The sequence below is a fragment of the Georgenia halophila genome (assembly GCF_039541595.1).
Genome location: NZ_BAABGN010000013.1, coordinates 619714 through 632809, shown reverse-complemented (window position 1 = coordinate 632809; position 13096 = coordinate 619714). Strand labels below are relative to the sequence as shown.

10 protein-coding genes are annotated in these 13096 nt (G+C 73.7%); 2 read left to right on the top strand and 8 right to left on the bottom strand.

Translation table 11 applies throughout. The features are described 5' to 3' along the window. Nucleotides 1-160: 160 nt before the first annotated feature. Genes ABD907_RS19045 through ABD907_RS19025 form a run of 5 tightly spaced genes read right to left on the bottom strand, consistent with a single transcriptional unit; the run spans nt 161 to nt 8151 of the window. Complete coding sequence (locus ABD907_RS19045) at nt 161-2650, bottom strand: hypothetical protein (protein WP_345218492.1); 2490 nt, start codon at nt 2648-2650, stop codon at nt 161-163. Continuing rightward, nucleotides 2637-4451, bottom strand: coding sequence for an ABC transporter ATP-binding protein (locus tag ABD907_RS19040; RefSeq protein ID WP_345218491.1), 1815 nt, complete (start codon nt 4449-4451; stop codon nt 2637-2639). Before ABD907_RS19040 ends, ABD907_RS19045 begins: the two co-directional genes overlap by 14 nt. Further along, nucleotides 4448-5677, bottom strand: a complete 1230-nt coding sequence (locus tag ABD907_RS19035) for a glycosyltransferase family 4 protein (RefSeq protein WP_345218490.1) — start codon at nt 5675-5677, stop codon at nt 4448-4450. Before ABD907_RS19035 ends, ABD907_RS19040 begins: the two co-directional genes overlap by 4 nt. Before the next feature lie 7 nt (nt 5678-5684). Beyond that, nucleotides 5685-7010, bottom strand: coding sequence for a glycosyltransferase family 4 protein (locus ABD907_RS19030; protein WP_345218488.1), 1326 nt, complete (start codon nt 7008-7010; stop codon nt 5685-5687). Further along, nucleotides 7000-8151 (bottom strand): glycosyltransferase family protein, encoded by a 1152-nt coding sequence (locus ABD907_RS19025; protein ID WP_345218485.1) that lies wholly within the window; start codon nt 8149-8151, stop codon nt 7000-7002. The genes ABD907_RS19030 and ABD907_RS19025 overlap by 11 nt, the downstream gene beginning before the upstream one ends. 422 nt (nt 8152-8573) lie before the next feature. On the opposite strand from ABD907_RS19025, the gene ABD907_RS19020 reads away from it, so the two are divergent. Both ABD907_RS19020 and ABD907_RS19015 read left to right on the top strand, forming a co-directional pair. Next, nucleotides 8574-9281: a purine-nucleoside phosphorylase gene (locus ABD907_RS19020; protein ID WP_345218482.1), complete on the top strand. Its 708-nt coding sequence runs from the start codon at nt 8574-8576 to the stop codon at nt 9279-9281. A gap of 192 nt (nt 9282-9473) precedes the next feature. Further along, on the top strand, nt 9474-10163 hold the full coding sequence (locus ABD907_RS19015; RefSeq protein WP_345218481.1) for a hypothetical protein: 690 nt from the start codon (nt 9474-9476) through the stop codon (nt 10161-10163). A 25-nt stretch (nt 10164-10188) separates the two neighbouring features. Here the strand turns inward: ABD907_RS19015 and ABD907_RS19010 are convergent, their stop codons facing one another. The 3 genes from ABD907_RS19010 to ABD907_RS19000 all read right to left on the bottom strand — a co-directional run bounded on the left by ABD907_RS19010 (nt 10189) and on the right by ABD907_RS19000 (nt 13077). After that, complete coding sequence (locus tag ABD907_RS19010) at nt 10189-11814, bottom strand: AMP-binding protein (RefSeq protein WP_345218479.1); 1626 nt, start codon at nt 11812-11814, stop codon at nt 10189-10191. Continuing rightward, nucleotides 11815-12294: a MaoC family dehydratase gene (locus tag ABD907_RS19005; protein ID WP_425555792.1), complete on the bottom strand. Its 480-nt coding sequence runs from the start codon at nt 12292-12294 to the stop codon at nt 11815-11817. A gap of 132 nt (nt 12295-12426) precedes the next feature. After that, nucleotides 12427-13077, bottom strand: a complete 651-nt coding sequence (locus tag ABD907_RS19000) for a DNA-3-methyladenine glycosylase I (protein ID WP_345218917.1) — start codon at nt 13075-13077, stop codon at nt 12427-12429. Nucleotides 13078-13096: the final 19 nt, after the last annotated feature.

Here is a 13096-nt window from a genome sequence, read left to right as displayed (position 1 = left end):
CCACCCCGTCCGCGCTGCCCACCTGCCGCCGCCCCTCCCCCGTGCCGACTGGTCAACTCCGTGCCGACTAGTCATCCCTCGACGTCGAGAGGTGACCAGTCGGCACGTCAGTGACGACTCGGCGCATCAGTGACGACTCGGCGCGGATGGCGTTTCGACGTCAACCGTGAGTCATGCGGCGGACGAGCTCGACCGTGGCCAGCATCTCCCGGCCGAGGGCGGCCCACCGAGGACGGAACGCGTACACGCCGGCGAGGCGCAACCGCGTCGCCGCGGCGTAGGCCGGCACCCGCGACCAGAGACGCTCGTCCGCCGGCAACGTCCGGCGCAGCGCGGCCCGCGCCACCTCGGCCCGCTCGGGGGTGAGCAGGCCCTGCAGCTGCCGGAGTTCGCGATGGACCTCGAGATTGGCGACGTCGAGGGCACGCTCCCCGACGGCGAGCGTGTCCACGTCGATCAGTCCGAGGCGTCCGTCGGCATCGCCGCGCAGCAGCAGCTGCTTGTCGTGCAGATCGCGGTGGAGTACCCCGAGCAGCGGCACGTCGGGCAGCGCGCGCAGCTCGCGCTCCACGGTGCGGGTGGCCGCCTCGACCTCATCGCCGTCGAGCAGCCCGTGCTGGACGGCCGCACGGGTCCACGCGCCGACGGCGGCGATCTCGTCCTCGGCGTCGTGCGCGGGCAGACCGTCCTGGACGAGCTCCTGGAGCTCGGTGACGACGCGGCCGACCTGCTCCCAGGCACGGCCGAGCTCTGCCGCAGTCCGGGCCGGGTCCGCCCCGGCCTCGAGGAGTGTCGTCTCGCCGACGGCGGAGAGCCGCAGCACGCCGGCGGCCTCGTCCAGGCCGAGCACCGTGGGCACGACGGCGGAGCGCAGCGACGCGACGTGCCGGAGGTGGCGTGCGACACCGGCGACTCGTCTGGGCCGTACCACCTTGACGTACTCGGCCGCGGGGCCGTCTGCAGCTTGGGTTCCGTCCGGCCACTCCGCCCGGACGACGGCGCGACGTCCCGGCCGGTGCGCGACGAGCCGGGTGCCGGGCCGGGCGAGGACACCGGCGAGAGCGCGGAGCCGGCCGTCTGCGCCGTCGGGCTGGAGCAGGATGCCGCCGGCCACGCGGGCCGGTTCCGGTGCGCGTCGGGCGGCGTGCGCGAGGTCGGCCGGATCGGCGAACCACTGCCCGGCGACCGTGCGGCCCGTGTCATCGGTGAGCTCGAGGAGAGCGTGGCCCGTGCCGCGCGGCCAGGCTCGCGAGAGCGTCCAGCGAGCCTCTCCCTCGCGCACCTCGGCGGGCAGCCATCCGTGGGCACCAGCTGGTCCGGCGGTTGCCCAGCCGGCCGGTGCCGAGCGCGCAGTCCCGCCGCCCGGCCGCGCCGCCTCGGTGGCGAGCTCGTGGGCCGCGGTGAGGAGCGAGCCGATCCGGGCGCCCCAACCGGGCTCGTGGGTCCGGAAGGGCTCGGTGGCGCGTTGCAGCAGCGCGCCGGCGCTCAGCGCGGTCAGTGCCCGCGGGTCCGCGCTGCCGCCCGCCTCCCGGTAGCCCACGAGCAGGGGACCGAGGATCTCGGCCGGGTCCAGCGCGGCCGTGCGTCCGGCGGCGATCTCGGCAGCCACCCAGTCGGCGAGGTCCGCCAACGGGTCGTCGATGCCGGCACGGTCGAGGTCGACGAGGGCGAGGCCACCGTCGGGTCGGACGATGACCTGGTCCGCGGACAGGTCGCCGTGGACGAGGGCACGCTCGCGGCGCCCGTCGACGGCGAGCAGCACCAACCGGGCGATCTCCCGGGCCGCGCCGTCGAGGTCCGGCCTCACGGCCGCGACCGCCTCGACCGCGACGGCGAGCTCGTGCCGGCGCTCGAGCGGGACGCCGGTGCCGCGGGGCAGGGGTGCCTGGTGCAGGTGCGCGGCGAGGGTGCCGGCCGCGTGCCAGTGGTCGGCCGCAGGTCGGTGCTCCTCCGGACGGAGGTCGGGGCGACCGAGACGGTCAAGAGGTGTGCCGGGCACGAAGCCGGTCCGGACCACACCGTGGCGTGCACCGACCTCGAGCAGCTCGGCGGTGGGCACCAGTCCGGCGAGGAGCCGGTGGCGAGCGACGTGGTCGGCGACCCGGGACGGTGCGTGGACCTTGACGACGGAGGGGCGGCCGAGCGTGCCGTCCCGGTCGACGAACGCGACCCACCGGCGGCCCGGCTTGTACACCAGCGGCTCGACGACGCCCGGGCGCCGGAGGACCCGGCGGATGCCGGGAAGCCGCCGGTCGGCGCTCGCCCCACCCAGCGCGAGACCGAGGGCACGGTCGGCGAGAGCCGGCCGTCCGCCGTCGTCCGGGTCCGCGGCGCGGAGCGCCTTGGTGATCTTCTGGGGCGTGTCACGGCGGTGCGCCGCGGCGAAGGCCCGGGTCCGGGCGCCGTTGCGCCCCGTCACGACCAGCCCGGCGACGAGCGACGTGCCCGGCTTGTACCGCAGGTAGGTGACCCGGACTTCCTCGACCGCGGCGTCGCCCCAGCCGTCCCGGAAGCAGTCACGCAGGGCCTCGAGGTCGAGGATCTGCCGGACGCCCGGCAGATCCGGTTCCGCGGCGGCGAGCCGCTCGTCGTCCGTCCGCGTCTCGTGCGGCAGCACAGTGTCGGACAGCACGGCGTCATCGGTTCGCACGGCGCACCTCCTTCCCCTCGGCGACGGCCGCACCGAGCACGGCCAGTCGTGATCCTGGCGTGGCGGCGAGCTCGCCCGGGCTGCCCTGCTCCAGGACCTTGCCGCGCTCGAGCACCACGACGTGGTCGCAGTCCAGGACGTCGGCCAGCACATGCGTGATGACGAACGTGGTGCGGCCGGCCGAGAGCCGCTCCAGGGCTTCGCGGACGACGGCGGAGTTCCCGGCGTCGAGCCCGGTCGTGGCCTCGTCGAGGACGACGACGGACACGTCGCGGAGCATGGCGCGGGCGATGGCGATGCGTTGGCGCTGCCCACCGGAGAGGGTCTCGCCCCGCTCCCCCACGACGGTCTCGAAGCCCTCGGGCAGCCGCTCGACGAACTCGTGCACGTTCGCCGCCCGTGCGGCCCGGTCGATGTCGTCGTCGGATGCCTCGGGGTTGCCGAGCCGGATGTTCTCGCGGACGGTGCCGGTGAACAGCACGGACTCCTGCAGGACCACCGCGACCCGGGAGCGCAGCGACGCGAGGGTGACTTGGCGCAGGTCGTGCCCGTCGATCCGGACGGCGCCGGAGACGGGGTCCTGCAGACGTAGCAGCAGGGACGCCAGGGTCGACTTCCCGGAGCCGGAGTGCCCGACCAGGCCTACGCGGGCGCCCGGGCGGACGTTGACGGTCACGTCGTCGAGGGCGAGGGTCCCGTCGCCGTAGGAGACGGTGACGTGGTCGAGCCTGACTTGCCCGGCGGGCCGGTGGAACCGGTGGGCTCCGGGGGCGTCGCTGATCTCCTGGTGGGTCTCGACCAGGTCGAGGATCCGTTCGCCGGAGGCCGCCGCCTTGGCGATGCGGCCGGTGTACTTGGCGAGGTCCCGCATCGGCTTGAAGGCACCCTTGAGGTACTGGACGAAGACGACGAGCTCGCCGGGGGTCAGATGGCCGTGCAGCACGGACCAGCCCCCGACGAGCAGCACGGCGCCGGTGGCGATGCCGACGAGGACGTCGGTCCACCGTTCCAGCCCGGCGGACAGCCGGGTGGCCTTGACGCCCTCGGTCAGCTCCTTGGCGTTGGAGGAGGCGAAGCCCTCCTCGAGCTTCTTCTGCAGCGAGTAGGCCTGGACCACCTTGATGGCACCGAACGACTCCCCGGCGGCGCCCGCCAGCTCGCCCTCGCGCCGGCGCTGCTGCCGGGACGCGGAGGTGATCTTCTTCGACGAGCGGCTCGAGTGCAGGGCGAAGACCGGGAACGCGGCGAGGACGACGAGGCCGAGCCGCCAGTCCAGCACGAGCATCACGGCGAGCATCGCGACGAGGGTGACCACGTTCCCGATGAGCGGCATCGCGGCCGTCACCGCGACGTCGCGCAGTTTCCCGACGTCGGAGATCAGCCGGTTGATCAGGTCGCCGGAGCGCGTGGTGCTGTGGAAGCGGAGGGACAGCCGCAGGGCGTGGGCGTAGACCTCGGCCCGTACCGCGGTCATGGTGCGCGTCCCGGCCAGGGCGAAGCACACGGTCATCAGGTAGGACGCCAGCGCGCGCAGGCCGGCGACGCCCACGACCGCGATCGCGCAGAGCACCAGCAGCCGCCCGATGCCCGCTTCCTCCGCGGCGCCCGGTGCGATGACGGCGTCGATGACGAACTTCAGCGGCCAGGGCTCCAGGAGCCGGAAGACGACCTCCGCGAAGAGCGCGACGAAGCCACCCCCGACGAGCTTGCGGTGCGGGCGCAGGTGCGGCCGCAGGTAGGCGAGCGTGCGGCGCAGCGCCGGGGCGGCGGTGCGCAGGTCGGCGGACGGGCTGGCGCTCATACCGCCACCTCCGTGGGGCGGAGGTGGAGACCGGCCGCCGCCAGCGACCGGTCCACCACGTGCGTCCAGGTCCGTGACCGCGCCACCTCTCGGCGTGCCGCCGTGCCGAGGCGACGACGGCGCGCCGGGTCGCCCGCCAGGTCCGCCAGCGTGGCGGCGAGGGCTGCGGGGTCCGAGCCGGGGACGAGGATCCCGGTCCGGCCGTCGTCGACCAGGTCCGGCAGCTGACCGACGGCGGAGGCGACGACGGGCAGGCCGGCCGCCATGTACTCGAGCACCTTCAGCGGTGAGAAGTACGCCTCTCCCGCACCTTCGCCGGAGGTCTCGGGCGCCGGGTACGGGGCGGTGGCGGCGTCCATCGCGGCGAGCCAGGCGGGCACCTCGGCCGGTCGGACCGCTCCGGCGAAGGTGGTCGCCGCCGCGATGCCGAGGTCGTCGGCGCGACGGCGCAGCGGTTCCGCCTGCGGACCGTCGCCCACGAGGAGCAGCTGGGCGTCCGGGACGTCGCGGACCAGGAGCGCGACGGCGTCGAGCAGCGTCTCGGTCCCGTGCCAGGGCTTGAGGGTGCCGACGAACCCGACGGTGAACGGCTTGGCCTGCTGCGGCGGCACGGTGCCTTCGATGTACGCCGTGCGGATGCGGTCGGTGTTCACGCCGTTGGGCTCGACGCGGACGCGGGCCCACGGAGCCTGGCGGCGGGCCCAGGCCGCGACGGGCTCGGACACGCACACGACCGCCGTCGCCGCGGAGAGGACGTCCCGGGCGACGGCGTCCGCCTCCGCGGTGTGCACGAGGCCGCGGTGTCGGGCCTGCTCCAGCGGGAGCGGCGCGTTGACCTCGACCACGCTCGGCAGTCCGTGCTCGCCGGCGTAGCGGGTGCCGGCGCGGCTCCACAGCGAGTACCGCTCGTAGACGGCGTCGAACGGCCGCGCACGGGCGGCCGCGGCGAGCGCCACCCGCATCTCGCCGTCGCCGCGCACGAGGCCACGTTCGCGGGCGGCGACGTCGGAGTCGGTGATGCGGTCGAGCCGGTGAACGGTGAGCCGGCCCGCGGTCGCGGCGTCGGCGAGCGTCCCGGTCGGGTCGCCGCCGGTGCGGCGGCAGAACAGGTCGACGGTATGACCGGCCGCCAGCAGGACACCGAGGACCTCCTGGACGTGGACGGAGGCACCCTTGGTGCCGAACACGGGGATGCCGGGGTCGGCGCAGACATAGGCGATATGCACGTCGGGGTCACCTCCCGGCCGCGACGAGGGCGTCGTCGCGGACGACGGGTACCGGGGCGGGGCGCACGCCACGCTGGACGGCCTCCAGCCGGGCGGCCTGGCCCGCGGAGTCGAACTCGGCCTCGACGAGCGCACGGGCGGCGCCGGCGAGGCGACTGCGCAGGGCTGCGTCGTCGAGCAGCCTGGCGATGCCGGTGGCGAGCGCCCGGTGGTCGTGCTGCGGGACCTGCAACCCGGTACTTCCGTGCCGGACGGCCTCGCCGATGCCGGTGACGTCGGTGGTGATGCACGGCGTGCCCAGCGCCATGGCCTCGAGCAGCACGGTGGGCAGCCCGTCGGCGTTGCCGTCGGAGCCCACGACGCACGGGGCGGCGAGGACGTCGGCGGCGGCGAGCTCCGCCCGGACGCGGTCCTGCGGCAGCGGACCGGTGATGTCGACGAGCGCGTCGAGGCGCAGCGCGCGGACCTGGGCGCGCAGCTCGGCCTCGAGCATCCCACCGCCGACGATGCGGCAGCGGAGACCACGGCCGGCGTCGCGCAACGCGGCGATGGCGTCGATCAGCACGTCGAAGCCCTTCTTCTCCACCAGTCGTCCGACGGCGACCACCGTGGGCTCGTGCGGCATGCGCCCGGCGGGTGGGACGTAGTCGAAGGCGGGCAGGTCCAGCCCGTTGTAGATCCGGTGCACGGGGGTGGCGGCGACCGCCTCCGGGTAGCGCTCGCGCAGGTGCTGAAGGTTGTACTCGGAGACGGTGACGACGTGATCGGCGTCGGTGATCTTGCGGGCGATGTCGGCCGGGACGACGTCGGCGTGGAAGAGGTCCTTCGCGTGGGCGGTGAAGGAGTACGGCACGCCGGACAGCAGCGACGCGAGGCGCGCGACGGTGGTGGCCAGGGACGCGAAGTGGGCGTGCAGGTGCGTCAGCCTCAGCTCGACGGCGGCGACGGCGACCTCGAGCGCCTGGGCGGCGTCGGACGCCTCGGCCCGGAGCAGCTCGGGCAGCACCTCGGGCAGGCGGGGAAGCACCGCCTGGCCCCGGGCCGCGGACGCCCACAGGTCCTCGGCCTTGCGGGCACGGGGCACGTACGTCACGGGCGCCTGGACGCGGGCGAGAGTGTCGTGGAACCGCGGGTCCACCGGCGGGCGCAGCGAGAGGATCTCGATCTGGGTGCCGCGTGCCTCGCGGGCGAGGATCTCGGAGACGACGAAGGTCTCGGAGAACCGCGGGTACATCTTCAGCACGTAGCCGATGCGCTCGGTCGTGCCGGCGTGGACCTCGGGCCCTGGCGAGACGGGTTCAGGCGTGGGCTCAGGCGTGGGCTCAGGCGACATGGGCGTTCTCCGTCCGGCTGACGAGTGCAGTGAGCAGCTGGGGCAGGCGGGAGAGTCCGTCAAGGTCGACGCAGGTGGCCCGACTGTGTGGGCGGGTGACGGCGCCCTCGGCCCAGGACGTGATGGCGCCGGTGCTCAGCCTGTCCGGGGTGAGATGGTCGACGGCGCCTGCCCGGGTCAGGGCGCGGGCTCGGACCAGCTGCTCGGTGCGCGGGCTGACCCGGGGGACGACGAGCATCGGCGTGCCGGCCGCCATGGCCTCGCAGACCGTGTTGTAACCGCCCATGCCGACGACGGCGGAGGCGCGCGCGAGCAGTGCGGGGGCATCCTCGACGTAGTCGTGCACGGCCATGCCGGTCCGCTGCGCGGCGATCCGCCGCACTCGGAGCCGCTCCGCGGCCGGCATCTGCGGGCCGGTCACGAGGACGCCGGTGTGGCCGTCGGGCAGGGGTGCGGCCGCGAAGGTCTCGGCGAGGGCTGCGCCGTCGGACCCGCCGCCGACCATGGCGAGGACGTACGGCGTGTCGACGTCGGTGCGCCGCCCCGAGGTGGCGGTCTCGCGACCGTGGGCCAGGTAGCCGGTATGGATCGTGCGCTCGCGCAGCCGCACCGGTAGGTCGAGGTCCGCGAGGGGGTCGGTGACGGAGGCGTCGCCGTAGACCCAGATCTCGTCGTACCAGCGGGCCAGGGCCGCGGGACTGCGGTCCTTTTGCCACTCGCGGCGGGCCACCTCGGGAGCGTCGAGCACGTCCCGCAGGCCGAGGACCACCTTCGTCGGTGTGTCCTCCAGCGCCCGCAGCGCCGGCTCCAACTCGCCACGCAGGCCCCGCGGGTGCTTGTCGACGACCAGGACGTCCGGCTGGAACGAGCTGAGCGCCGCGGTGAGGACCGCGCGTCGCATGTCGACGACATGCTCCAGGCCCGAGAGGTGACGGGCGCCGTAGTCGCCGTCGGCGTCCTTGGCCAGCGCCGGCAGGGAGACGAGGTCGCAGCCGGTGGGCCGGTGGGCGGTGACGGCCTCGGGGGCGCCGGTCAGCAGCAGCACGTCCGGGGCCGGGTCCAGGGTGCTCAGGGAGTGCGCGATCGCGAGGTTGCGGCGCACGTGGCCCAGACCCTGGGCGTCGTGGGAGTACAGGGCCACTCGCGGCCGGTGCCGGACTCTCCGTGGGCGCACGGTTGTCGGGTGCTGTGCTGCGGGCGGCGCCGCCGAGGTGGTCATCAGTTCCCCCATCCGTGACGAGGACTTCTCGCTACCGGCAACGATGACGCGCGGCCGTGAGCAACAGATGACGACCAGATGAGAAAGCCTTCATGACGACCCGGTGACCGGGTGCCCGCCAGCGCCAGTCTTGCGCCCGCCGCCTCACCCCCACCCCTTGCCGAGTCGTCACCTCTGTGCCGACTCGTCACTTCTGCGTCGAGTCGTCACCTCTCGACATCGAGATATGACGAGTCAGCACGCCGATGACGAGTCAGCACGTCGATGACGAGTCGCCGGGGGTTGGGGGTGGTGCCGGGCGTGGGAGGATGACCGGCGCCGCGACGCACACCCGAGGAGAGCCCATGCCCACCCCGCACATCGCCGCCGAGCAGGGCGACATCGCACCGGCCGTCCTCCTGCCGGGCGACCCGAGGCGTGCCGAGCGCATCGCCGCCCAGCTCATGCCGGACGCCCGCCTCGTCTCCGAGGTCCGGGGCAACGGCGTCTACACCGGCGAGGTGGACGGCAGGCCGCTGACGGTGATGGCTTCCGGGATGGGCATGCCTTCCCTGGGCATCTACGCGAACGAACTGTTCAGCCACTACGACGTCCAGCGGATCGTCCGGGTCGGCACCGCCGGCGGCCTCTCACCGGCGGTGGGAGTCGGTGACGTCGTCGTCGCGCTCGGTGCGCACACGGACTCCGCGATGAACGAGCGCCGCATCCCCGGTATCCGGTTCTCCGCGGTCGCCTCGTACCCGCTGGTGGCCGCCGCTGTGGCGGCCGACGGCGACGCCCCCGGCCTGCATGTGGCGCCGGTGGTCTCCCGCGACCACTTCTACGGCAACCCGCCCGAGCAGATCCGGGCGCTGGCCGACTACGGCACCCTCGCCGTCGAGATGGAGGCGGCGGGGCTCTACGCGATCGCCGCCGAGTACGGCCGCGAGGCGCTGGCGGTGCTGACCATCTCGGACCATCTGCTCGACCCGTCGGGTGACTTCAGCCCCGAGGAGCGGGAGCAGAACTTCCAGCGTTCCCTGAGGATGGGGCTAGCCGCGGCGCACGCCTGAGTCCGGCGTCGTCGCTGCGTCTCTTGCACCGGCCTGGCTGCACCGGCGAGCCGGCCGGCCGAGGCCAAGTCACCGCCCTGTCAAGGCACCACGCCGATCGGGTACGCCCCGACCCTCTGTTCCCGTTGCGCACTCCGCCTGGGTAGGAGCATCCTGGAGTGACAACGATCACTCTGGAGCGGAGCAGAGGTCATGGACAACGACTACGACATCCTGCCGATGCTCGGGCGGGGCAAGCACCGGAACCCACGCAAGGGCGCGTGCTTCATGGAGCTCGCCTCGCACCTCGCCGGCGAGCGGTGGAGCGACCGCCCTGCCTGCACGCACCGGCTTCTCGGGCACCTCGCGCGACTGGTCAACGACTGCACCTCGGACGCCGCACGGCCGCGGCTCGCGACGCTGGTGCCGTCGGTCATCGGCTTGACGAGCACCGACCCGCGGTGGGACCACGAGATCGCGCTGCTGACGGCGACCACGGCACTGCCCGTCGTAGCCGAGGAGACGCAACGCTCGCTCGCCGTCGGCGTCCTCAGCGTCGACCGCATGCTGGCCGCCGGCGACGGTCGTGACCCCGAGTCCCTGCGGCCGACCACTGCCATGGCGCTGGCCGAGGCACCCATGGCTGCGGAGTGGGCGCGACGGTTCATCAACCAGGGCGTGGTGGGACCGGTGCGGTTCCACCCGGGCCCGGTGATCCTGGACTTCGCGGTCCCGGGCATCGCCACGGCCTGCGTCCCGGACAGCGACGAACGGCTGCGCACGCTGCTCGCCGACGCGATCGCCATCTGCCGTGCGCTCTCCCGCGGGTCCCGCGCCGCTGCCGAGCCCGGCCCTGCGCTGACGCCCGAGCAGTGGCAGGGCGTGGTGACGGCGGCGCGGTAGCTGCCGCCTCCGCCGCAGGAGGAAGTCAGCGTCCGAGCTCGGCGCGGAGTGCCCGCATGTCGAGCTTCCCGGTCGGGCTGCGTTCCAGACGCTCATGCAGCACGACGCGTTTGGGCTTCTTGTACCCGGCGAGCTGCGTGCCGACGTGCCGGATCAGCTCCTCCCCCGTCACGGTCGATCCCACGACGGCGACCACGGCGGTGACCGCCTCGCCCCACTTCTCGTCCGGGACGCCGACGACGACGGCGTCCGTGACGTCGGGGTGGCTCATGAGCGCCTCCTCGACCTCCGCCGGGTAGATCTTCTCCCCACCGGTGTTGACCACGGAGCTGCCTCGGCCGAGCAGCTCGACGTAGCCGTCCGCGAGCACCTCGACGTAGTCGCCCGGCGCGACGTGGCGGCGGCCGCGGATGACCGGGAAGGTCTCGGCCGTCTTCTCCGGGTCGCCGAGGTAGCCCTTGGGCAGCGCGCCGCGGAACGCGAGCGTCCCGACCGCGCCGACCCGGTGCTGGATCTCCTCGCGCCGCTCGTCGAGGACGACGGCGTCCGGGAACAGCCGCAGCCGCGCGGGCAGATCCTCCGCGCTCCTCGAGACCGCGACGGCGTAGGGCCCACCCTCGGTGGACGCGAGAAAGTCGGACACGGTGACGTCTCCGAGGGCGTGCAGACGCGCCTTGGTGTCGTCGCTCAGCCGCATGCCGGAGGACAGGACGGAGCTGAGCGACGGGAGCCCGGCCTCGCTGCTCGCCTCCACCGCGTCGAGGAAGGGTCGCGCCACCGAGTCGCCCGCGACGACGAGCCGGGTGACGCCGTGCTCGCGGACGAGCCGGACCGCCTCGGCCGCGTCGAGCCGCGCGGATGCCAGGACCGAGACCGTGCCGCCGAGGGTGAGGACGTTCATGCTGTTGAACAGGGCTGTGCCGTGCATGAACGGCGCGAGCGGCATCACGACGGTACGCGGTGTGGCGGGGTCACGAGCGATGTCGACGACCTCGTCCACGGTGGTCGGAACGGGCAGGCCGAGGGTGCCGTAGGTGGCGTACTGCTGGACCTCGAACAGCTCCGCGACGGACCAGACGACCGCCTTGGGACGGCCGGTGGTGCCGCCGGTGTAGAGCAGGAGCTCGCCGTCGTCCGGCATCGGCTCTGGCCGGTGCTCCGGCGCCTCGGTCAGGGCGTGGAACGGCACCGCACCCGCAACGGCCGGTGCGTGGCCCGGCTCGTCGGCCCGGTCCTCGGGCATCCCGTCGGGCGTGTCGTCCGGGATCTCGAGGAGCAGCCGCAGGCTGGTCGCCCGCGGCTCGACCTCGCGCACCACCGCGGCGAGGGACCGCGGGTAGACCAGCGCGACGGCGCCGCAGTCCTCGAGCAGCGGCAGCGCCTCGTTGGACCGGTAGCGGAAGTTCACGGGGACCGGCGCCGCACCGAGCGTGAGGGCCGCGAACACGGTCACCAGGTACTCGGGGCAGTTGTAGGAGTAGATGGCGACCTTGTCCCCGTGTCCGACGCCGTGGTGACGGAGCAGTCCGGCGAGACGGGCGGCGTCACCCTCGAGCCGGCGGTAGCTCATCGGCCCAGCGGCGGAGACGACGGCGGTGCGCTCCGGGACAGCGGCAGCGACCTGCCGCCAGACCTCGCCGTACGTGCGCATCTACCGGTAGTACCGCAGGACGAGCCGGGCGACGCAGGCCGGTTTGGACCAGCCCTCGGTCTCGAAGGCGACGTCGGCGTGGAGCTGGTAGCCGCCGGAGACCTCCGTGACGTCTGCGACGGTGCCGCTCAGCCGGACGCGAGAGCCGACTGGGACGGGGGCGGGGAACCTGAGCTTGTCGATGCCGTAGTTGACACCGGTGCCGACCTCGTCGACGACGAGCACCTCCGCCATGAGGGGTACGACGAGGGCGAGGGTGAGGTAGCCGTGGACCACCGTCGTGCCGAAGGGGCTCGCCACGCCGGCGGCCTCGTCGGTGTGGATGGGGTTGTCGTCCCCGGTGAGGTCCGCGAACCGCTGCACCTCGTCCTGGGTGATCGTGCGCCACGCGGAGGGGCCGAACGGCTTCCCGACGAGCCGCGGCAGCTCGCCCACGCTCGCCCGCAGCACGTGCTCGGCCTCAGGTTCGGTCACGGCCATCGTCTCCTCCGTCAGCGTCGTCGTCAGCGTGAGCAGATTACTATCGAGCGCCGACTGGCCAGTTCTGCATGTCCGGCCCGCGCCTGCTCGTCGAACGTCGGATCGACGACACGCCCGGTCGGCCGGGTGCGCCTAGACCGCTCCCCTGTCGACCGCGACCGCGGCCGGTGCGTCACGCGGCGTGCCGTCTGGGTGCCACAGGCCCGAGGCGCCGCGCCGGTGAGAGCCGACGAGGTGCGTGTCGATGATGCCGATGGCCTCCATGAGGGCGTACATGGTCGTCGGGCCGACGAACGCGAACCCGCGCCGGCGCAGCTCCTTGGACAGCGCGACGGACTCTTCGCTCCTGCTCGGCACGTCCTCCGGGGTACGCGGCCTCGGTGTCCGCTCGGGCCGGTAGGACCAGACGAGCCGCTCCAGGCCGCCCTCCTCGCGCAGCGCGATGGTGGCACGGGCATTGGTGCGGGTCGCCTCGATCTTGCGGCGGTTCCGGATGATGCGGGCGTCCTGCATGAGGCGCTCGACGTCGTCGTCGGTGAGGGCGGCGACGGCATCGGCGTCGAAGTCGTGGAAGAGCTCCCGGAAGGCGGGCCGCTTGCGCAGGACGGCGGCCCAGGACAGGCCCGACTGGAACGCCTCGAGGCTGAGCCGTTCGAAGACGGCCCGCTCGCCGCGCACGGGCATGCCCCACTCGGAGTCGTAGTACTCGCGCAGCAGCGCGTCGGTAGCGGCCCATGCGGGACGAGCCAGGCCGTCCTCGCCGACGACAATCCCGTCACGCATGTGTCCCGCTCCAGCAACG

Bases quoted from the DNA above. Each gene is read 5' to 3' on its own strand.
- ABD907_RS19020 (WP_345218482.1), top strand. From the start codon at position 8,574: ATGCCCACCCCGCACATCGCCGCCGAGCAGGGCGACATCGCACCGGCC.
- ABD907_RS19015 (WP_345218481.1), top strand. From the start codon at position 9,474: ATGGACAACGACTACGACATCCTGCCGATGCTCGGGCGGGGCAAGCAC.
- ABD907_RS19040 (WP_345218491.1), bottom strand. From the start codon at position 4,451: ATGAGCGCCAGCCCGTCCGCCGACCTGCGCACCGCCGCCCCGGCGCTG.
- ABD907_RS19030 (WP_345218488.1), bottom strand. From the start codon at position 7,010: ATGTCGCCTGAGCCCACGCCTGAGCCCACGCCTGAACCCGTCTCGCCA.
- ABD907_RS19000 (WP_345218917.1), bottom strand. From the start codon at position 13,077: ATGCGTGACGGGATTGTCGTCGGCGAGGACGGCCTGGCTCGTCCCGCA.
- ABD907_RS19010 (WP_345218479.1), bottom strand. From the start codon at position 11,814: ATGCGCACGTACGGCGAGGTCTGGCGGCAGGTCGCTGCCGCTGTCCCG.
- ABD907_RS19005 (WP_425555792.1), bottom strand. From the start codon at position 12,294: ATGGCCGTGACCGAACCTGAGGCCGAGCACGTGCTGCGGGCGAGCGTG.